General features: G+C 62.5%; 25 protein-coding genes and 1 pseudogene. 4 read left to right on the forward strand and 22 right to left on the reverse strand.

The features are described from left to right. Positions 1 to 276: 276 nt before the first annotated feature. From IPM16_00800 to IPM16_00830, 7 genes are all read right to left on the reverse strand, one after another. A complete protein-coding gene (locus tag IPM16_00800) occupies positions 277 to 1,047 on the reverse strand; it encodes an SDR family oxidoreductase (protein MBK9121647.1) in 771 nt (256 codons plus the stop codon). Continuing rightward, on the reverse strand, positions 1,044 to 1,919 hold the full coding sequence (locus IPM16_00805) for a dihydrodipicolinate synthase family protein (GenBank protein MBK9121648.1): 876 nt from the start codon (positions 1,917 to 1,919) through the stop codon (positions 1,044 to 1,046). Before IPM16_00805 ends, IPM16_00800 begins: the two co-directional genes overlap by 4 nt. A gap of 26 nt (positions 1,920 to 1,945) precedes the next feature. Beyond that, positions 1,946 to 2,785, reverse strand: a complete 840-nt coding sequence (locus IPM16_00810) for a carbohydrate ABC transporter permease (protein ID MBK9121649.1) — start codon at positions 2,783 to 2,785, stop codon at positions 1,946 to 1,948. Between the two features lie 2 nt (positions 2,786 to 2,787). Further along, entirely contained in the window at positions 2,788 to 3,720 is a 933-nt protein-coding gene (locus IPM16_00815; GenBank protein MBK9121650.1) for a sugar ABC transporter permease, read from the reverse strand. A gap of 86 nt (positions 3,721 to 3,806) precedes the next feature. Next, positions 3,807 to 5,096, reverse strand: coding sequence for an ABC transporter substrate-binding protein (locus tag IPM16_00820; GenBank protein MBK9121651.1), 1,290 nt, complete (start codon positions 5,094 to 5,096; stop codon positions 3,807 to 3,809). A 100-nt stretch (positions 5,097 to 5,196) separates the two neighbouring features. After that, the gene (locus IPM16_00825) at positions 5,197 to 6,093 is read right to left on the reverse strand and encodes a dihydrodipicolinate synthase family protein (GenBank protein ID MBK9121652.1); all 897 of its coding nucleotides are present in this window, start codon (positions 6,091 to 6,093) and stop codon (positions 5,197 to 5,199) included. Beyond that, positions 6,090 to 6,905: an exo-alpha-sialidase gene (locus IPM16_00830; protein MBK9121653.1), complete on the reverse strand. Its 816-nt coding sequence runs from the start codon at positions 6,903 to 6,905 to the stop codon at positions 6,090 to 6,092. Before IPM16_00830 ends, IPM16_00825 begins: the two co-directional genes overlap by 4 nt. Before the next feature lie 191 nt (positions 6,906 to 7,096). On the opposite strand from IPM16_00830, the gene IPM16_00835 reads away from it, so the two are divergent. Next, positions 7,097 to 7,252, forward strand: coding sequence for a hypothetical protein (locus IPM16_00835; protein MBK9121654.1), 156 nt, complete (start codon positions 7,097 to 7,099; stop codon positions 7,250 to 7,252). Between the two features lie 102 nt (positions 7,253 to 7,354). Here the strand turns inward: IPM16_00835 and IPM16_00840 are convergent, their stop codons facing one another. Next, a complete protein-coding gene (locus IPM16_00840; protein MBK9121655.1) occupies positions 7,355 to 7,840 on the reverse strand; it encodes a helix-turn-helix domain-containing protein in 486 nt (161 codons plus the stop codon). A gap of 268 nt (positions 7,841 to 8,108) precedes the next feature. Between IPM16_00840 and IPM16_00845 the strand changes: the two genes are divergently transcribed. Genes IPM16_00845 through IPM16_00855 form a run of 3 tightly spaced genes read left to right on the forward strand, consistent with a single transcriptional unit; the run spans position 8,109 to position 9,716 of the window. Next, a complete protein-coding gene (locus IPM16_00845) occupies positions 8,109 to 9,074 on the forward strand; it encodes a hypothetical protein (protein ID MBK9121656.1) in 966 nt (321 codons plus the stop codon). Beyond that, positions 9,001 to 9,255 (forward strand): rhodanese-like domain-containing protein, encoded by a 255-nt coding sequence (locus tag IPM16_00850; protein ID MBK9121657.1) that lies wholly within the window; start codon positions 9,001 to 9,003, stop codon positions 9,253 to 9,255. The genes IPM16_00845 and IPM16_00850 overlap by 74 nt, the downstream gene beginning before the upstream one ends. After that, on the forward strand, positions 9,252 to 9,716 hold the full coding sequence (locus IPM16_00855) for a hypothetical protein (protein ID MBK9121658.1): 465 nt from the start codon (positions 9,252 to 9,254) through the stop codon (positions 9,714 to 9,716). Before IPM16_00850 ends, IPM16_00855 begins: the two co-directional genes overlap by 4 nt. A 160-nt stretch (positions 9,717 to 9,876) precedes the next feature. Here IPM16_00855 and IPM16_00860 read toward each other — a convergent pair whose 3' ends face one another. From IPM16_00860 to IPM16_00925, 14 genes and pseudogenes are all read right to left on the reverse strand, one after another. Next, entirely contained in the window at positions 9,877 to 10,434 is a 558-nt protein-coding gene (locus IPM16_00860; GenBank protein ID MBK9121659.1) for a hypothetical protein, read from the reverse strand. A gap of 265 nt (positions 10,435 to 10,699) precedes the next feature. Beyond that, a complete protein-coding gene (locus IPM16_00865; GenBank protein ID MBK9121660.1) occupies positions 10,700 to 11,077 on the reverse strand; it encodes a hypothetical protein in 378 nt (125 codons plus the stop codon). Between the two features lie 139 nt (positions 11,078 to 11,216). Continuing rightward, positions 11,217 to 11,384 carry a Rieske 2Fe-2S domain-containing protein gene (locus IPM16_00870; protein MBK9121661.1) on the reverse strand — a complete coding sequence of 56 codons (168 nt, stop codon included), beginning with the start codon at positions 11,382 to 11,384 and terminating at the stop codon, positions 11,217 to 11,219. After that, a complete protein-coding gene (locus tag IPM16_00875; protein ID MBK9121662.1) occupies positions 11,320 to 11,643 on the reverse strand; it encodes a hypothetical protein in 324 nt (107 codons plus the stop codon). Before IPM16_00875 ends, IPM16_00870 begins: the two co-directional genes overlap by 65 nt. Continuing rightward, positions 11,640 to 12,911, reverse strand: a complete 1,272-nt coding sequence (locus IPM16_00880) for a hypothetical protein (protein ID MBK9121663.1) — start codon at positions 12,909 to 12,911, stop codon at positions 11,640 to 11,642. Before IPM16_00880 ends, IPM16_00875 begins: the two co-directional genes overlap by 4 nt. Next, positions 12,908 to 13,942: a cytochrome b N-terminal domain-containing protein gene (locus IPM16_00885; protein MBK9121664.1), complete on the reverse strand. Its 1,035-nt coding sequence runs from the start codon at positions 13,940 to 13,942 to the stop codon at positions 12,908 to 12,910. Before IPM16_00885 ends, IPM16_00880 begins: the two co-directional genes overlap by 4 nt. Before the next feature lies 1 nt (position 13,943). Then, complete coding sequence (locus IPM16_00890; protein ID MBK9121665.1) at positions 13,944 to 14,390, reverse strand: hypothetical protein; 447 nt, start codon at positions 14,388 to 14,390, stop codon at positions 13,944 to 13,946. Then, positions 14,374 to 14,817, reverse strand: coding sequence for a polysulfide reductase NrfD (nrfD, locus tag IPM16_00895; protein ID MBK9121666.1), 444 nt, complete (start codon positions 14,815 to 14,817; stop codon positions 14,374 to 14,376). The genes IPM16_00890 and nrfD (IPM16_00895) overlap by 17 nt, the downstream gene beginning before the upstream one ends. Then, positions 14,774 to 15,034 carry a polysulfide reductase NrfD gene (nrfD, locus tag IPM16_00900; GenBank protein MBK9121667.1) on the reverse strand — a complete coding sequence of 87 codons (261 nt, stop codon included), beginning with the start codon at positions 15,032 to 15,034 and terminating at the stop codon, positions 14,774 to 14,776. Before nrfD (IPM16_00900) ends, nrfD (IPM16_00895) begins: the two co-directional genes overlap by 44 nt. Next, on the reverse strand, positions 15,025 to 15,207 hold the full coding sequence (locus IPM16_00905) for a hypothetical protein (GenBank protein ID MBK9121668.1): 183 nt from the start codon (positions 15,205 to 15,207) through the stop codon (positions 15,025 to 15,027). Before IPM16_00905 ends, nrfD (IPM16_00900) begins: the two co-directional genes overlap by 10 nt. After that, on the reverse strand, positions 15,204 to 15,701 hold the full coding sequence (locus IPM16_00910) for a hypothetical protein (protein ID MBK9121669.1): 498 nt from the start codon (positions 15,699 to 15,701) through the stop codon (positions 15,204 to 15,206). Before IPM16_00910 ends, IPM16_00905 begins: the two co-directional genes overlap by 4 nt. A gap of 39 nt (positions 15,702 to 15,740) precedes the next feature. Then, positions 15,741 to 17,915 (reverse strand): annotated as a pseudogene (locus tag IPM16_00915) (molybdopterin-dependent oxidoreductase). Further along, the gene (locus tag IPM16_00920; protein MBK9121670.1) at positions 17,908 to 18,228 is read right to left on the reverse strand and encodes a hypothetical protein; all 321 of its coding nucleotides are present in this window, start codon (positions 18,226 to 18,228) and stop codon (positions 17,908 to 17,910) included. Before IPM16_00920 ends, IPM16_00915 begins: the two are co-directional and overlap by 8 nt. Positions 18,229 to 18,260: 32 nt before the next feature. Continuing rightward, positions 18,261 to 18,896 (reverse strand): hypothetical protein, encoded by a 636-nt coding sequence (locus IPM16_00925; protein MBK9121671.1) that lies wholly within the window; start codon positions 18,894 to 18,896, stop codon positions 18,261 to 18,263. Positions 18,897 to 19,150 lie beyond the last annotated feature (254 nt).

A 19,150-nucleotide genomic window follows, 5' to 3' on the forward strand; every position in this document is an offset into this window, starting at 1 on the left:
ACGTTCGCATACTTTATCCCATTCTCATTTCCGAGTCAAGAAACGCGGGGCACAATTCCGAACCAACTGTCCCTTATTGAAAGTCGATTGCAGTAAAGGGAACGCTTGCACACAGGTCTGTCTTGCAGAACTCTTTTCTCCCTGAGCGTAACGAACGGGTCAGCAGGCAAAGTAACCCCAATAGTCGGATTTCGTGTGATCCTTCACAGGTGACAATAGCACGCTGACGACGCAGTGAATCGAAGCACGATGAGGCAAGAAGAGGAACGAGCGGACCTACGTGCGAAGGTAGGCCGCGCCGAACAGGTCGATGATGCCGCCGGTCAGGTATTCGGCCCCGGGCGATGCCAGAAATACAGCGGTTCGCGCTACTTCGTCCGGCTGACACACGCGGCCAAGCGGGCTTTGCCGTTCGATGGCGGCCCATGCCGGGGACTCTTTGTCATTGGCGGCCATGTCGGTGTCCACGACTCCCGGGGCGATCACGTATACGTAGACACCGTGCGGGGCGAGCGCGACCGACAGCGACTGACTCATCGCGTTGAGCGCGGCCTTGCTCGCGGCATAGCCGGGGGCTTCTGGCTTGCCACGAAACGCCGTCCGCGACGAGATCGTGATGATGCGCCCGCTCCCTTGCGCGGTCATGTGCTGCGCCGCGCAGTAGGTCGCGTTCGCCGCGCCAAGCAAGTTGGTCGACAGGATTCGCGACCAAGCGGCCTGCCACCCGGCATAGTCAATCTGGGGCAGCGGATGCTCCTCGAAGATCCCTGCGTTGTTCACCAGCACGTCAATGGTGCCGAACTCGGCCGCGACCTGTTCGACCATGGCATGCACGGCGTCCGCGTCGGCGATGTCCGCTTGCACGGTCCTATGACCCTCGCCCGCGAGCAGGCCGAGCGTGTGGTCGGCCGCGGCGTGGTTCGACCCGTAATGCACGGCGACCCGCGCCCCACGCTCGGCAAACGCCACCGCGCATGCGCGGCCGATCCCGCGCGATGCGCCGGTTATCAGGACGGTCTTTCCGGTCAGGCCGTGTTGATCGTTCATGGTGTCAGCTCGTTCACAAGATCGATGAGTTCGTCGGCAATCTGTGCGTGGGTCGCATCGAACGGCAGTATCGGCGGCCTGACGCGATCCGTCGGGTACACGCCCTGCCGCCACAGCAGACGTTTGAAGAAGCGGATCGAGATGTCGAGGTGCTGGTTCGAGAACGCCAACACTGGCAGCAGGCGATTGAACAGCTCCTTCGCGCTCTGCCGGTCGCCGGATGCGTAACGGCGATAGATGTCGGTGTAGATGCCGTGCATAGCGGTCGGCATCACAGCATGCACGCCGCGGTCGAAGGCCTCGATCATCTGCATGACGGCCCACCCGCCGGAGACATGCAGCTCGCCCCCGGTCGCTGCGAGGACCTCCGAGTACTTGACCCCCGCCGGAACGACTTCGATCTTGATGGCCGCGAACGCTTCGATCGTCTCGAACAGCCGCACGATGAGTGGAACCGGCAGGCCATAGCCGTTGAAGTCCCAATCTTGCAGCATGAGAAACCCGGGCCGCATATCGGCAAGCGCGCGGACGTGGCGTTCGTAGTCAGCGTCGTCGACATACGGGAGGCTGGCCAGCACGCCGGAACAGCCCGCGTCGATAAGCGCGCGCGCCGCGCTTTCGCGAGATGTCGCGTCCGGGGCCGAAGCGCCCCCGATAACCGGCACGCGTCCGTTTACAGCGTCGATCGTTGCACGCACCATCGCAAGCCGCTCGTCAGCGGTCAGCTTGCCAACTTCGGCGGCCATCGCAGGCACCAGAAAGCCCGCCACACCGGCCTCCAGCGCGATCTCGACGTTGCGCCGGAGCGCCTCAAGGTCGACGGTATCGTCTGCGGCAAACGGCGTATTGAGCACCGTGACGATCCCGCGCATGGACGCGACCGAGCTTCGCATTGCGGCTATCCCTTCAGGCCGGTGCGCGAAATGCCTTCGATGAAGTAGCGCTGCAGGACGACGAACACCACGATCGGCGGCAGGGCCGCGACGACCGCGCCAGCCATCGACTGGCCGATGCTCATTTGCCCCTGCACCAGACCGGGCCGCAAGCTGAGGAACTGCGCGATGCCGACCGGCAGCGTCCGCACGCTGTCGCTGCGGGTGACGATCAATGGCCACAGGAAGCTGTTCCATGTCGATAGGAACGTAATGATGGCGACAGCAGTCAGCGCCGGGCGGGCCAGCGGAAGCACGATGGAAATCAGAATGCGGAGTGTCGATGCGCCATCGACGCGCGCCGCTTCTTCGAGCTCGGCCGGAATGCTCAGGAAGAACTGGCGCATCAGGAACACGCCGGTCACGTTCGCGCCCACGGGTAGGATCAGCGCCCAGTAGGTATCGGTCAGGCCAAGCCTCGAAAACAGGATGAACAGTGGAATGATCGTGATTTGAATCGGGACGAACAGCATCGACAACACGATCAGGAAGAGGATCCCACGTCCGCGGAAACGCAGGCGCGCAAAGGCATAACCCGCCAGCGAGTCGAGCACCAGCACGAGGATCGTCGCCGCGGTGGCGGTAAACAGGCTGTTAAACAGCCACTGTGTCATGGGATGCGCTTCGAAGATCGCGCCGAAGTGTTCGAACGTCCCGTTTTGCGGCAGCCAGCGAATCTCGGTCGTGATGATCTCGCTCTCAGGCTTCAGCGATGTGGCGACCATCCACACGACCGGACCCAGCGCCAGCACGACGATGACGACGAGAATGATGTACCACACAACACGCGACATGGTCTTGTTCATCGCTATTCGACCCCCTCGATGCCGCGCCGATGCGCCCGGATTTGGAAGAACGCGACCAGTACCAGCAGTCCGAAAAGAATCAGCGCGATAGCCGACCCGTAGCCGAATTTCTGGAACTGGAACGATGTCGTATAGATGTACTGTACGAGCGTTAGCGTCGACGTGCCCGGACCGCCACCAGTCATCACATAGGTTTGGTCGAAGACCTGAAACGAGTTGATCACTGTGAGCATGAGCACGAGGAAGGTGGTCGGCGCAAGCATCGGCAGCGTGACGAACCGGAATACGCCCCACGACCGCGCCCCGTCGATACGCGCCGCCTCATACAACTCGGCCGGGATGTCCTGAAGGCCGGCGAGGAAGAGCACCATGTTGTATCCGACCGTCCACCACACGGTCGTCAGGATGACGCCGTACATGGCCGTGCCTTCGCTCACGAGCCACGGCACGTCCTGGATGCCGAACACGTTGAGGTAGGCGTTCATCAGGCCAAAGTCTTTGTCGAGGATCCACGTCCACAGCACGCCGACGACGGTCGACATGATGACGAACGGCATAAACACCGCGACACGGCCGATCGTCCGGCCCCGGCGCGACTGATTCAAGAACAGCGCGAGGGCCAGACTCAGGATGATCAGCGAAGGCACGGTGACGACCACGAAGAACACCGTATTGCTGAACGCGGCGCTAAACAGCGGATCGCGTGTCATCGCCGAGAAGTTGGCAAATCCGATGAACTGCGGCGGGCGGACGGCCTGCCAGTTCGTAAACGAGATTCCCAGCCCGGCCAGAGACGGTCCAAGCCGGAACAGCACGAAGAAAACGATATAAGGCAGGATGAATAGGTAAGGCGTAAAAGAGGCGCGTGTGAGCGCCCTGTTTGCCAATGCGACGGCCGGATCCCCCCGGTGCGCTGCGCTAGGCGTGATTCGCATGGCGGCTTCCCTCAACTCTTGGCGTGAACGTGTGATCCGGTGCGGCGATGCCCGCGCCGCACCGGATCACGTGGCGGGTTACAGCGTTACGGTACCGAGAGGATCGCCGTGATGAGGTTGCAGGCGTTCCCGACCTCGGTTGCGACATCGGCGTTCTCGAGGATGATGCGCTGGCCCATGACCATCATCGGGGTCGGGGCGTTGGACGCAAAGATCTCGGAGAACTTGGGGATGTTCGGCAGCAGGACTTGGTTCGGCAGCATGTCCACGAACGACTGGCGGCCCTTGAGTTCGGCGAACTCTTCAGACTCGATGATGTCGTTGCGGATCGGCAGCTGACCGGAGGCCAGCCAATCGAACGAGTTGGCACCCAGCCACTCGATGAACGCGATCGCTTCGTCGCGCTTCTCGGGGTCGGCGTAGGTCGGGAACGTAAAGTCGTGACCGCTGCCCCACACCGCGGGCTGATCGAAGATGGTCGGGCAGGCGGCGGTAGCCCAGTTCAGGCCGTCGGCTTCTGCCGTGATCATCGCCGGGATCTGCCACGGGCCGTCGACCAGCATGGCCGTGCGGCCGGTGATGAAGTCGCGGGCGTAGTCGGTCTGGCCCTGCGGTGCCGCATAGTGCACGTACACCAGATCTTGCAGCCACTGCCATGCCTGAGCAGCCTTATCGAGGTCCATCGCGCAGGACATGCCGTCCTCGCTGAAGAGCTGGCCGCCGAGCTGGCTGTACAGCGCGTACCACTGATAGAACGCGTGGTGATTGGTGTGCATGTTGATGGCGTAGCGCACGATGTTGGCGGGGTCGAAGCCCTCGTCACCCGGGTGCAGGCCGTTGGCATCGACCGTCAGCAGACGCGCCGCTTCGAGGAACTCTTCGGCGTTGGTCGGCGCGGCTTCGATGCCCGCTTCTTCGAACATATCGACGTTGTAGTACAGACCGTGGACACCGAGGTCAAACGGGAGCGCGTACATCGTGCCCTCGTAGAACTGCAGGTCCCACGCCTTCTGCACATACGCGTCTTCCTGATACACTGCGGACGCCGCGACGATCTCCTCGACCGGCTCGATCAGGCCGAGGTTGATGAACATGGCGGTTTCCTGCGGGTGCATCGCCATGATGTCAGGCGAGGTGCCGGCGCTGGCCGCGGCGATGAACGCGTCGAACAGCGGCGACCACTGCTGCACGGTCAGGTTGACCTGTACGCCGGGATTCTCCGCGTTGTATTGGTCGACCAACTGCTGCATGATCGCGCCGTCCGGGCCTGTCCAACCGCCCCAGAATTCCAACGTCACCACGTCGTCTTGCGCCGCGGCGACACCGAACAGGGCGAGTAGAACAATCAGAAGGAGCGATACGGTGAGTTTACGCATGATGGTTCCTCCAGAACTTAGCTAATGTCATCTTGGTACCGCGCGTTTGCGTCGAGACTTTAATCGTTTCACCTCCTCGAGTATTCCGTCAAAACAATAGCTAGATGGGGAGCGAGAGTATGTCGTTGAACTGCTCCCAACACGCGTCGATCCGCTCGGCCGTGGCCTTCCGGAGCGGTGCGCGTACATCTCCAATCGGGACGCCGCGTTTGGCGCACATCGCTTTATAGAGCGACAAGTCGGCGCCGTCCGCGAGAATTGCCCGCACTTGATCCAGTCGTGCTTGCAGTGTGCGGGCCCTGTCATAGTCGCCGGCCTTGGCGGCATTCACGATACCGACCACCAATTCGGGCGCGACGTTGGCATTGCCGGAGACACAGGCGTCGACGCCGATTGCCTGTGCAGCGAGGATCAACCCGTCGGGGCCGCTCGCGGTGTTGAACGCACCGCCGTGCAGTTCGCGGCTTCTGAAGAGCGTGGCCAAGCCGCCGCCGCTGTCCTTGAGGCCGATGATGTTCTCGAACGATTCGGCAAGCTGAACGACCAACTTGGTCGACAGCGCGTTCGGTGTCACGCCGGGGTTGTTATAGAGGTAGATCGGAAAGTCCGGCGCCGCTTTGGCCACCGCCGCGAAGTGGTCGAAGAGCGCTTCTTCGGTCAGCGTGTAGAAGTACGGCGGTACGACGGCGGCGGCGTCTGCGCCGACATCGCGCGCGTGACGGGTGACGTCGATGGTCTCGGTGGTCGTGATCATGCCGGTGTGGATAATCACGGGCACCCGCCCGGCGGTGTGCCTCACGACCCATTCGGCGCCCCGCTTGCGTTCTTCCGCTGTGAATAGTGGGCCTTCGCCGGTCGTCCCAAGCGGGAACAACCCTGAAACGCCGCGCTCGATGACAAACTCGATGAGCCGCGCGAATCCGTCCTGATCGATCGTGTCACCTGCGATAGGGGTGAGCAGTGGGACGATGACACCCTGAACCTTGAGACGTTTCATAACAGGGCTCCTTGCATCAACCAATCCAGATCGAACCGCGCGTAGTGAATAGCTTGCCGGCGGTAGGTGTACAGCAGATGGACGAGGCCGTCATCCGTTTGTGCCAATGAGGGGTATGACAGCTCGGCGAATTCGTCGTCCACGACTTGCAGCCAATGCCACTCCTCGTTAGAGCCGTTCGTGGTGGCGACACTCAACGGTGTACGGTGCGTGGCACTGTTGTTGAACGCCAGGATGTATTGGCCGCTTGCAAGTTGAAGCAGGTCGATTCCGGAGTTGGGGTTCGGGAAGCGGGTCGGCGTGAGCGGGGACCACGTCTCGCCGTTGTCAGCCGACTCCGAGCGCCAGATCACGCCCTGCCCCCCTGTCCGCAAATAGCACAGGAGCTTACCGTCGGGGCGCTTGACGACGTTGGGGTGTATGTTGCCCTGGGGCGATTCCATCGGCACGGTAAGCCGCCATGTCGCACCGTTGTCGTCGCTCAGCATCATGCACGAGCGCCATGTCTTTTCGTCGTAGGCGGGCAGAATGATCCGACCGTCGATGACGTGCGCACGGCTTCGCAGCATCAGGCCCGGGGTATCGAACAGCAGGCGCGGTGGACTCCACGTTGCTCCGCCGTCCTGAGAGGTGACGAGATAGGGGACGGCGTTTTCCCAGTGGTCGTGCAGGATGACGTTGTAAAACAGCCAGAGCTCGCCGTTCTCGCGCGGCAGCAGCACCGGCTGACCCATCGAATGTCCCGCGACTTCGAGGAGGATCGCCGGGCGCGTCCATTGGTCGGCGCCGCGCGGCAGGCGCGAAGAAAGCACACGTTCGGCGCGGTCTCGTACTCGCCACCCATCCAGATCGCCATCAGGCCGGCTTCGCCGAGGTCGGTGAGTGTTGAGCAGTGGGCAAACGGACGATCGCTCATCCGCGCAAACACGGGCATCTTCACCAGCATCACGCCCTCCCAATCGAGTTGTGTCGAACTCTTGACATGCGATCTGGAACGTAACCCATGCGCCGCGAAATCTCCTGCGCGGTCTGGACAACGCCGCGCGACACGGTGTCGAGACGCGACCCGACGATGCGCGGATCGATCCCGGAGATGCTGCACGCGCCGATAACCGTGCGCGAGGCGTTGAAGATCGGTGCCCCGATACAAAACGTCTGAAGCTCGTGCTCTTGATTGTCGATCGAATAGCCCCGTGCCCGGGTGGCCGCGAGATCGTCGCTGAGCGCGGCGAAGGTGGTGATCGTGTGCGGTGTGAACGGCTTAAGGGCCGTGCCGCTGTCGGCGTAGATGGCGCTGGTCTCGGCTTCCGGCAGAAAAGCAAGGATCGCTTTGCCGACGGAGGTGCAGTGGAGCGGCGCATGGTCGCCGACCGCCGTGCGCCAAGAGCCGGGTTGAAGATTCGATTGCGTAGATGTACAGGACGTGCGATCCGTCGCGCACGGTGAGGTATGTCGACTCGCTGCACGAATCGGCAAGCTGGCGCAGCAGCGGCGCCGCCCGATCGCGCAGTTCGACATTGACGACCGCGCTTTGCGTCAGACCGATGATCGTCCTGCCGATTCCGTACGAGTCGTCGTCCAGCTTCTCGATGAACCCGTAGTTCACGAGCGTCTTGATGAGGTGATGGGTGGTGCTCTTCGGGATGCCCAGGCGTTGGCTGATGACCGTCAGCGTAAGGCGCGGTTCGGCCGGGCTGAAGAGAAGAAGAATATCGAGTGCTTTGGCTGCGAAGCAATCACGTCGCACCTCAAAACGAGTGCTTGTGTTTCATATTATGAAATGATATATCACGATATGGAAATCATACCGCGCTGTCAGACTGGTGTCAAGCACCCCCGGAGCAGTCGACGTGAGGACCGGCCGCATCGCACATAGTCCCGTATATCCGCATACCTACAAATGTGGCGAAACGTGACTCTCGTCACGTCATTTGAGAAATTTGTCACATGCGTTTATCGCGCTCCACAAGGACAATTCGTGTGGTTGTAACCGCATTTGTAGTGGAGCTTGGACCATGAAGAAACATCTCTTCCTGCTTGTTGCTTTACTCGTCTTCATCATGCCGTTTACAGCAGTCGCACAGGAGCAGGCCGTCGTCGACCGGCTTCAGGCGTACAACCTGATGCTGCCGCAAGGCTACGGCGTGACCTCGGTCGAAAATGCAGTCACCTTCCTCAGCGAGAATCCCGACACGCTGCTGCTGGACGTGCGTGAAATCGCCGAATATGAAGCCGGTCACCTCGAGAACTCGTTCAACGTGCCGATCCGCACGCTGTCGCAGAACCTCGCCTTACTGCCCGATCTCGATGCTCCGATCCTCGTCATCTGCAAGGGCGGCGCCCGCGCGACCCTTGCCGCAACCTCGCTCGGTATTCTCGGCTACTCCAACGTCAAGATTCTGGCCGGCGGATACGATGCGTGGGCCGGCGCCGAATTGACGACGACTCTCGAGCCTTATGTTCCAGAGGCGGCTACGGCGCCTGAAATCGACGGAGTCATCTTCGAAGCGGTCGACACGTATTTGACGACGCTTCCAGAAGGTTTCGGGTTCGTGTCGCCGCAGAACGCCGTGGTCGAGCTGACCTCGGACACCGCGCCTGTACTCCTTGACACGCGCAGCCTGGACGAGTGGAATGCTGGTTACATCGAGGGCGCGCAGCACATCTGGATCAATGAATTCATGATGAGCCGCGACGAGTGGCCCGCCGACCTCGACACCCCCATCATCATCTACTGCGCCAGTGGCTATCGCGGTTCGATCGCGACGGTCATCATGCGCCTGATGGGGTATACCAAGCGGATGGCAGGCGGCGGGGTTCCCGCTTGTCGGTGTACCTGCGGCCGAACCAGACGTCGAAGCGCTGCTGACCGACTACGTCGCAGGATTGCCCGGATCGTTCAACGCGGTGCGTGTCGCCGATCTGGCGACCGAGCTCGCAGCCGAGAACGACCTCGTACTGGTCGATGTGCGCTCCGCTGACGATTACACCGAAGGCACGATCACCGGTGCGATCAACATTCGGATTGAGGAGCTCGCGCAGCATCTCGACTTGCTGCCCGATCAAAGCGCGAACATCGTCGTCTTCTGCGCCAGCGGGCATCGGTCGGCGATCGCTATGGTCGGCCAGATCTGCTCGGCTACACCAACGTCCGCAGCATGATTGGTGGTTTTGGCCAGTGGGCATCGGCTGGCAACGCGGTATCCACCGAAGCGACCGTCGTCGAACCCGGTGCTGCGCCTGCAGTCGACGAAGCCGTGTTCACGCTGGTGGATGGCTTCCTGTCTTCGCTCCCGGCGGGCTACTACACCGTCAAGCCGATCGACCTTCAGGTCGAACTCTCGGGCGATGCGGCACCGATCACCATCGACGTCCGCACGCAAAGCGAACGCGCCGGCGGCTTCATCGCCGACAGTCTGTTCATCCCGCTCAACGAGCTGATGACCCGCGTCGCCGAATGGCCGCAGGACAAGGCCGTGGCAATCGTGGTCTATGACAACCCGACCCATCGCAGCACGATCGCGTTGGTCGCCATGCGCCTGCTCGGCTACGAGAACGTGCGCGCCCTGGCCGGTGGCATCGGCGGTTGGACCAGCAACCAGCTTCCGCTCGTCACGGAGTAGGCCACATGCGGGAGCGCCGCGCTCCTGCCGTATACGCGAAATCGAGAGGCCGCCAGCATCGCTGGCGGCCTCACTGGACTTTGGCACTTTGAAGAGAGTCGTTGTCGGTAGACAGCGGCTATTTTGTGGGAAGCGGGCCCGAAAAGGTGGAACAATCGGGTCAAGATCGGGCGGCGGCAAAGACCGCGTTGCGTAAAGCGCGTGCGAGGTGCTGTTTTTCACGCGAGTTAGGCGGTGTCGAGGAGATCACGGGGTGAAAAACGTGCGTTTGCCAGAAGGCGGCGCGGTAGGTTCGCCAGAGCGTGGTCAGCGACCAGCGTTGGGACCCGCGCCACCAGCGGGTGGGAACGGTGCTGGCACGGGTCAAGCCCAAGGTCCGGTAGCCTGCCAACAGCAGCACGGCATAAGCCCAGGCCGACCACTGGACGGAAGCGACGGCCGCATATGGATTGAAGCACTGCTTGTTACCCAGCCCGAAACTGGACTTGAGCTCGCGGTGGCACACCTCAATCTCCCAGCGTTGCCACGCCCAGAACAGCAGCGTGGCGAGCGGAAACGGGAGGTGCCAAGACCCATCGGCGGCGCACTGGGCATTGACCAGAAACGGCAGCGGGTCGCGCTGGGTGCGGGCATTGGCCTTGCCGCGCACCACAATCAGGAACAGCGGACAGTCGGGGGCACCGCGACGCAGCACGACACCTTGCACTTTGACCTGCAAGTGGCGCTGCCTACGCACATCCAAGGTGAGTTTCTGCCACCCTCGCCGTTGCCGCCCAGCGCCTGCGGCGTTGCCGCCCGCGGCCCATACTGAGGTTGCCGTCCGCGTCCGCGCTCACGCGGGGTCGGCAGGTGGTGCAGCACCCGGTTTCTGGCGCTGCGGGCCAGGAGCGTCACGCCTGCGGGCAGCCGCTGCCACAACGCCGCGTTGTCATACGTGCCATCTCCCACACACAGCACCTGCTGCCGTGCCCGCCCACAGTGCGTCAGCGCCTGCCGTTGCGTAACCACCCGCTCCCTTCCAGTTTCCGGCTGCTGCGCGGCGTCTGCGTCCATCCACCGCCACCACACGGCTCCTCTGCCGACACCGCTCTCAGCGTCTGCTCAAACATCACCTCACTGGCTGCCTCGTAGCGGAACCGCCTTTGACTGAACACCCGATACCAACTGCTCCAGTCCGTCTCGGTCTGTCCTAGACTCATCAGCAGCTGCGTGATGGTGTGGCGCGCCAGCACAAACAACTCGGCCAACATCAGGGCGACCACCCGCTGATATGTCCGCTCTTGCTTGAAGATGCCGCGATGTGCTTGTAACACCTCAAACAGATGCTTGAGCAGTTCGCTGTTTTGTGCGATAGTCGACATGGAAAGACCTCTGGTGAGCCTGTTTTTCCCAACTCAAGCTTGACCAAAGGTCTTTCTCTTTGCAACTACTGCCAAACTCCAGAGGCCGCCAGCATCGCTGGCGGCCTCAGTCGTCTTTCACACCTGCATCGGGCGATTCCTACCCGTCCAGCAGGATGGTCACTAGTCCGTCCTCGCCAATCTCGATGCCCAGCGGCTTCAACGTGCTAACCGCTGGTCCGCGCGTTACGGTACCGTCGGCATCAAAGCGCGATCCGTGGCAGGGGCAGGTCAAACCGTCGGCGGTATCCTCGACCGTACAGCCCAGATGCGGGCGTCAGACTGACCGCGCGCAGCCCGTTCTCGTCGCGAACAATCAGCGCAGGTACAGTGACAACGATCGTTCGCGATCCTTGCGGGAAGTTTACGTCCGGGCCTACCGCGATGCGGGAAGGTGTACTCCCATTCTCCGTATGGCTCAGATAACGTAGCAGCCCGCCCGCGCCTAGCACGGCGCTGGCGTACAGGGCAAGGCGTGTGCCGGTCTTGAGGAAATCACGCCGGGATCCTTCAGTGTCTTCGCTCATCGGAAAGCCTCTACGCGCTGAGTATTAGTGATCGACGGCATGGCATTCGTGACAGTAGCGCGACTCCTGCTCGGCCTCGTTCTGCTCGCAGGCCGTGCCCAACACCGCGCGAAACGGGAACGTTTGGCCGGTGGCTTTGCCGACCATCTCGTAGGTGCCATCGGCCAGCAGCGCGCATTCCACAGCGGCTCGCCCTGTTCGGTCATCAAGATCGTGTCGCCTACATTGAGCGTCATCACCGGATTGAGGAACGCAAGGCGCAGCGCATCGTCGTCTTCGCTGACGATCGTATGGGTGAGGGGCAGTGCGTTGGCCGTGCCGTGGCACGTTGCGCATCGGACGTACTGAATGTCCGACTGGAACGTGTGAATGTCGCCGTCTCCCATTGCCTCGCGCGTCGTGTGGCAATCGATGCAGTCAAGCGTCCACTCGCAGCGAACGAACTCCGCGATCGGCTGATAATAGTCCTCGAGGCGAGTCTGCGGGTCGTCACCGCGTTCGACGAAGGTCATTGTCCGCAGGTCGTAGTTGCCGCGGTTGTGACACGTGTTGCACTGCGTGTACGGGATCGCCGTCGTGAGCCGGTGCACGGTTTCGCCTTCGATGATATCCGGCGTATGGCACGCCGCGCACCCGGTCAGACGCATGTAGTCCGCGCCGACAGGAGGCTCTGCGCTGAGGTGACACGTCAGACAGTTCTCACCGAACCGTTGCAGAAACGGATTGACCTCGGCGGTGGGGTCGAACGCATGAAGTTGGGTGATCCCTGTCTTGGTCGTCCCGTCATGGTCAACGACGGCGGAGATACCCATCTCGGCAACGAGCGACGTCTGCGCCCCCAAGGTATAGCGCATCTGCGTGATGGCCCCGGCATACGTGGCCTGAACGCTGGTCATCACCCGTTGGATGTGATCGCGCTGATCGTCCGCATCGCCGCTGTGACAATCTGAGCCCCCGCACGACTGCTCCACGACGTGCAAGGCCGACGGATTGCGACCGCCGCGCATCGTGCTGTGGGCGAGGTCAGCGTCCAGCGCGAGACGTTCACCGCCGTGACACCTCACACAGCCAAATGTGTCGACCGGGTGCGACGCGCTGATTTCGTCGACATCGGCGTGGCACGACAGGCAGTATTCGGTCTCTCCGGTGAGGGTCGGGGTCAGCGCGACGGCCTGAACACCGGTTACCGAAGATAGCCACACCAACACCAGTCCGGTGAGAATCAGCGCGGCGCCAAGCGCGGTGAGGCGGGGAAACCCACGTGTCATTGTGGCACCAGCGTCAGGAGTGCAATAGCGACAACGAGGAGCGCTAGGATCAAACGTGCCGAGCGATTCGAGCGCGGAAACCATCGACCCAACTCGGACTCGTCGGGCTTGGGCAAGATATACGGGAAGACTGCCAACAGTGTCAATACGGCAAACGGCACCAGCACGCCCAGCAGAAACGGGTCGCCCCAGGCGAGCAAGCGCTGAATCCAAAGCAGGAACCACGGCGCGTCGGTATGGCTTGCGCTTGCGCTGATGTCGGTGATGGGCGGGGCGATCGGCGCGGGCACGAGGGCCGAGAACACTAGCAGCCCGCCGCCGACGATCAGCATCGCCACCACCTCGCGCTCGACCAGTTGGAAGCGGGAGATGCGCTGGCTCTCAGTTCGTGCTGCCGGCGGCGGCACCGCGATCCCGCCGTCACGGCGCACTCTGAAGATGTGCCAACCGATAAAGAAGATCGCGGGCACAGCCAGCCCGAACAGGTGCCACGCATAGAACCGCGTCAGCGTAGACGCCCCAGGTTCCGACCCGCCGGCGACGATGCCATACAGCGCATCGCCCGCGACCGGCACGGTCTTGAGCAGATTGGTTCCGACCACCAGCGCCCATTGGATGCCCTCGTCCCAACGCAGCACATAGCCCGTGAAGTTGAGCAGGATCACGACCCCCATGAGCAGCACGCCCAACACGAAGTTGAACCGCCGCGGCGCGCCGTATGCGCCGGTGAACACCACCCGCACGAGGTGCAGCCCCATGACGATCATCAACACTTGAGCCGACCAGAAGTGCAGGTTGCGCACCAACGCACCGAGCGGCGCATGATACGTAATGGTCTGGATCGACAGCGCCGCGCCTTCCGGCGTGGGGACGTAGTAGAACATCTCCAGTATGCCGGTAACGATCAGGATCAGGACAAGAAAAATCGAGATGCCGCCGGCGCCGAGCGTGTAGCGCAGGCGCGACTGCCGCGCCGGGATGGTCGGCGGGTGGAGGTGGTGAAAGAAATTCGGACGGGGTGCACGTGTCATATCATGATTCCGGTACGATTACGGCGCACACCCCATCCATGGGCTGCGTGTCCGCGGTGGTCGCCGGCCTCGCCCTGCGGGGCCGCGTGAGACGCCTTCGCCGGAGTCGAGCTTGCCCTATGGGACGCTTGACGCGAACGGTTTCCTCGTATACGGGGAAGTAGCGCGCGATCAGACTGTAGACCAGCACGATCCCGGCGACGACCCCGGCCAGGATCACGACTTCCATCCAGTGCGGCACGTAGACCTCGCCGTCGACCGGGCTCACGACGAACCACGTCACGTTGAACCGGTTAAGGATCACGCCGCCCATCACCAGCAGCGCGCCGAACAGCGACGCCGCGCGCGGCTTGACCGCACCTGTTTGAGCGAGAAGAGGATGATCGGAATGACTGCCCCGACGATCAGTTCCAGCCAGAACAGCACATTGTTCAGGCTCGCCTTCCAAAGGGCAGGTGGAATTCGTTGGCGATGATCAGCTCACCGAACTTCAGCACAAGGTAGAAGCCGAGGATCCACGGCACGAACCAACCCAGGGTGGACAGCGTGCGCTTGCTGAGGCTCCGCCCGAACAGCCAATAGCTGGCCGTTGCGCCGGCGATAACCATACTGATGCCCGCCGCCAGCGAGCTGACGAGGAAGAAGACCGGCAGCAGCATCGAGTACCACAGCGGGTCGACGCGGGGCGACATGATGACGAACAGCGTGCCCAGTGACGATTGGTGCATGGTCGATAACGTGACGCCGACGATCACGATCGGCACGGTGAAGCGCTTGATCAGCGGAAGCAAGCCGCGCAGGCGCGTGTTCTGCAGCAGCACAGGGCTGAACTCATAGATCAGGATGGTCGAATATGCCGCGATACACCAGCTCACTTCGAGCAGCGCCGAGGCTGAAATTAGGCCGCAGGAACACGTTGTAGAACTTGTCCCACCGGCCGAGATCGAACAGCAGGATCAGCAGCACCGAGCTGTAGCCGAGCAGGCCGGCAAGCACGGTAGGCCGTACCGCTGCGTGCAGGCGTTCGAGCTGCAGGACGTAGACCAACGCGGCGAGGGTGAACGCCCCGCCAGACAACGCGACTACGGCCAAGGTCGAAGCTGATCCAGATGCCCCACGGGAACGGATCGCTCAGGTTCGTCGTGGGACCGGAGCCCGACAATCATACGGTAAACGCCGAGCACGATGCCCAGCAGGGCGATGCCCGCAAGGACGTGGAGGACCAGTGGGAGTTTACGAAGTTCGCTGAGCACCTTCTGGATCATGATGCCTGCTCCTCGTCTGCGTGCTCCGTGGGCGCGTGCGACTCGTCGTCATCGTGCCCGTCGGCCTTGGCCTCTTCCTTGAGGCGTTTGATCGTCAAGTAGGCGCCCGACAGGCCGACCAGCATCATGCCGGCGACCAGCGGCGTCCCCTCGGTCACAAGCCGGTTAGCGAACGCCGTTGACGTCGGCATGGCCGCTGGGAAGCCGAGCTCCTCGAACGGCACGGGCGAGATGTACAGCGTGGCGGTACCCCCGTTTTCCGTCTCGCCGTAGATGTGCGGGACGTACTTGCCGGGGTTGTCGCGAATCTTCTGCTGGGCCTTGGCAAGCATGTCGTCGTAGCGCCCGAACTCGATGGCGCCGGTCGGGCAGGTCTGCGCGCAGGCGGGCTGCTGCCCCTCCGCCAGCCGCTCGGCGCACATGTCGCACTTCACGACCAGCGGCAGAACTTCCTTCCACTCGTACTTCGGGACGTTGAACGGGCACGCATACATGCAGTACCGGCATTGGGATTGGCGTTGTGTGCCATGAGCCTAGACCTTTCTCACCGTTACGAACGTTTGACTGAGCGCCTGCCCGCCGCTGACCGGATCGGTATACGTGACGTGCAGCGCCGAATCGCTCGCGCCGACCCCGTAGGCGGTCGTCAGCGCCTTCGATAGGTGGCCGTAGCCCGGCGTGAGGTACACGCAGTCGTCGCGGATACCGGGGGTCGCCAGTATGCGGATGTTAACTTGACCAACTGCGCTGGTGACCTCGACCCAATCGCCATCGCGCAGGCCGCGACCTTCTGCGACGCGCGAACTCAGCCACAGGCGCGGCTCGTCCGCGTACTTGTCCAGCAGCAGATTGTTCTGTGTGGCGAACTGCGTCGCCTGCGCGACCTTGCCGGTCAGCAGATAGAACTGACCGGTCGGCGGCTCGGGCGGGGGTTCCCAGGTCGGTACGCCGGCGAACCCGACCCGCGCCAACGTCTGGGAGTGCAGCTCGATCTTGCCGCTGGGCGTGTTCCACGCGAACTGCGGTTCACTGGCCTCGGCGTGCGGAAGTTCCGCATAACCACGCTGGCGCACGTCCTCGAGTGATATGCCAAGCGGGGCCAGCTGCTGGCGGAGGTAATCCTCTTCATCGTCGTACTGGAAGTAGTCACCGAGGCCCAGCCGTTCGCCAAGCTGTTTGTAGATCCACAGCGCCGAGAGCGTGTCGCCTTGCGGCTCGATGACCGGTTGGCGGATGAACACCCGATCGCCCATCGGCAGCAGGGGTCGTAGCGCTCGAGTACGACGACTCAGGCAGCACTACGTCGGAGTACCACGCCGTATCATTGAGCGAGATATCGACAGTCGCGATGAACTCCATGCGCGATATGGCTTCCAGCGTCTTGCCGCGATCCGGCAGCGACATCACCGGGTTCTGGCGCGAGACGAACCACCCGCGCGCCTGATATGGCTGTCCCGTCAAGATGTTGTCGCGCAGTTCCTGGAACACACCGATCTTGAGCGGTACGACCGGGTACTTGTACGGCACGCCGTCGAGCCGCAGCGCAGACATGCGCGGATACGGCGGCTGGGGTGGACGGCCAAGCGCGCCGCTGTGCTCGCCGCTGCTCGCCTTCATGTGCACATTCCAGTTCCCAACCAGCGCATTCAGGATAGAAATGGCGCGCTGAGTCTGGAACGAGTTGACGAAGTTCGACGTGCGCCATCCGTTGTGCGCCAGCGCATGCGGGGCCGCCGCCGCGAACTCACGGGCGATCCGGCGGATGGTTTCGGCAGGGATCTCCGTAATTGGCGCGGCCCATTCGGGTGTAAACGACTCGACCTCTGCCGCCAGTTCGCTGAAACCGATCGTGTGGTCGGCGACGAACTGCGCATCGTATGCGCCGTCCGCGATGATGCAATTGAGCACGGCGAGATGGAAGGCGAGATCGGTTCCCGGCTTGATCGGCAGCCATTCGGCGGCCTTCGCCGCCGTCTTGGTGAAGCGCGGGTCGAGGTACACGACCTTTGCCCCGCGCGCGATCGCATCGCTCAGTTCGCCGGTCTCCGAGGTCGACACCGCCTCGAACAAGTTGCGTCCTGTGAGCAGGATGTACTGCAGGTTCTCGTCGTAGATGCGCTCCGGCTCTTCCATGCCGTACGTCATCAGGTTGGCAACAATCATCGCGTTGAAGCACAGGCTGCGCTGCGTCCCGTAATTCGGCGAACAGATCCGTAGAGCAGATTTTCGAACTGCAGCTGGCTCAAGCTGTGGGTTGAGGAGAACACCATCGCCTCGGGGCCGTAGTTGCGCTTGATGTACAGCATGCGCTCGGCAACGAGGTCGAGCGCCTCGTCCCACGACGCTTCGCGGAACTGCCCTTCGCCGCGCTGGCCGGTACGGATCAACGGGGTCAGCACGCGGTCGGGGTCATAGGTCGTCATCACACCGGATTGACCGCGCACACACAGGTTACCGCGCGAATGCGGGTGATCGGGGTTGCCGTCCAACTTGACGACACGGCCGTTGCGTACCTTGGCGATCAGGCCGCAGCGCCACACGCACATCTCGCACATGCTGTGGACGAAGCCATTTCCCCGTGCATTGATCATGCCGGCCGCGCGAGCGGCCTGTGCGACGGCGGGTGGCAGCAGTTCGCCCACCGCAAGCGCGGCCGAACCGGTTGCGGCCAGCTTCAGGAACGTACGTCTCGACAGATGGCTATTCACGAGTCGGCTCCTCCGGTTGATCGGACGGGGTGCCGGAGTCGGGCGCGAGCGTGTCGATCAGATCGATTGCCTTGCGAGCCTTGCCCGGGTTGGCGAGGATGCCGGCCAACGATTTGCGGCTCGAAGCGTCGAGGTTGGTCAGTGCAGGCAGCAGTTCGACAACGTCTTCCGGGTATTCGCCGTCGGGCTTGACGAGGCGCGTGCGGCTCATGCGCTGACGCATCGTCCCAAACGCTAGCAGCGACCCACCGCCGACGACCGCGAGGCCGATCACCAACCCGGCGACAAAACTGTTTGAAGCTGCGGGAAGCACCTTGCACGATCTGCTCGTAGCGCTGCACGTAGTTAATCGCTTGCGTCGTCCACGATCAGTTGATTGACCGGAACGGGGCATTCCTCCTGCTCTTCGACGGCGGCGGGTGCGGCCGTAGGCGCAGGCGCTGCCGGTGCGGTGGTCGGTGCTGCGGTGGGCGCGGCAGCTTCTGAACCCCCGCCCCAGAATGCATCCGCGGATTCCGCGGTGGGTTGCGCTGCTTCATTGCCCCAAAACGAGTCCGCGCTGTCGTTTTCCGCGGCGGGCTGAGTGTCGGTGCCGCCGCCGGTGCTCGACGCGAGGATGGTGTTGTAAACGGCTGCGCGCGCCTCGAGGTCGGAGGCGTGGCACATCTGGCACGATGCGGCGACGTCTTCCATGGGCGGAACAAGCCCGGTATGGGCTTCTTCCTTGACCATCGACTGCTGGTTGCCCGCATGACAGATGTAGCAGAAGTCGCCAAACGCGTGCGACTCGTGCCAGCCAGTTCCATCCGCGTTGACCGGGTCTTGGCCTTGTGTCTCGTGGCAGGCCAAGCAGGATGAGGCTTGCGTGCCGCATTGGGCGCTGACGTAGAGCGACGGAGTCGCCGCCAGCAGGACGACACCGACGCATAGGCACATCAGCCCGATGGCGCCGGTCGCAACGCGAAATCGTTTGTAAACCATGAAGTGCATCTCCTAAAAAGCGAGATCAGTGAATGACGTTAGTGCATCTGATGCTCCGCTGCGCTTAGGGCGCCTGTGTGAGTCGCGACATGATTGCAGGGTATCGGACGCACTTCATCGTGTTGTTAAGTGGCGCGGGTCAAAGATCCGCCGCTTGTTTTCCCCGGCAACAAGCCACACCGCAAAGTATACGGAGGACACGCCGTCTCCATGAGTGCGGCATGTCACACGTCGCATGTGAACTGTGTCACAAA

The sequence above is a fragment of the Candidatus Flexicrinis affinis genome, assembly GCA_016716525.1.
GTDB lineage: Bacteria > Chloroflexota > Anaerolineae > Aggregatilineales > Phototrophicaceae > Flexicrinis > Flexicrinis affinis.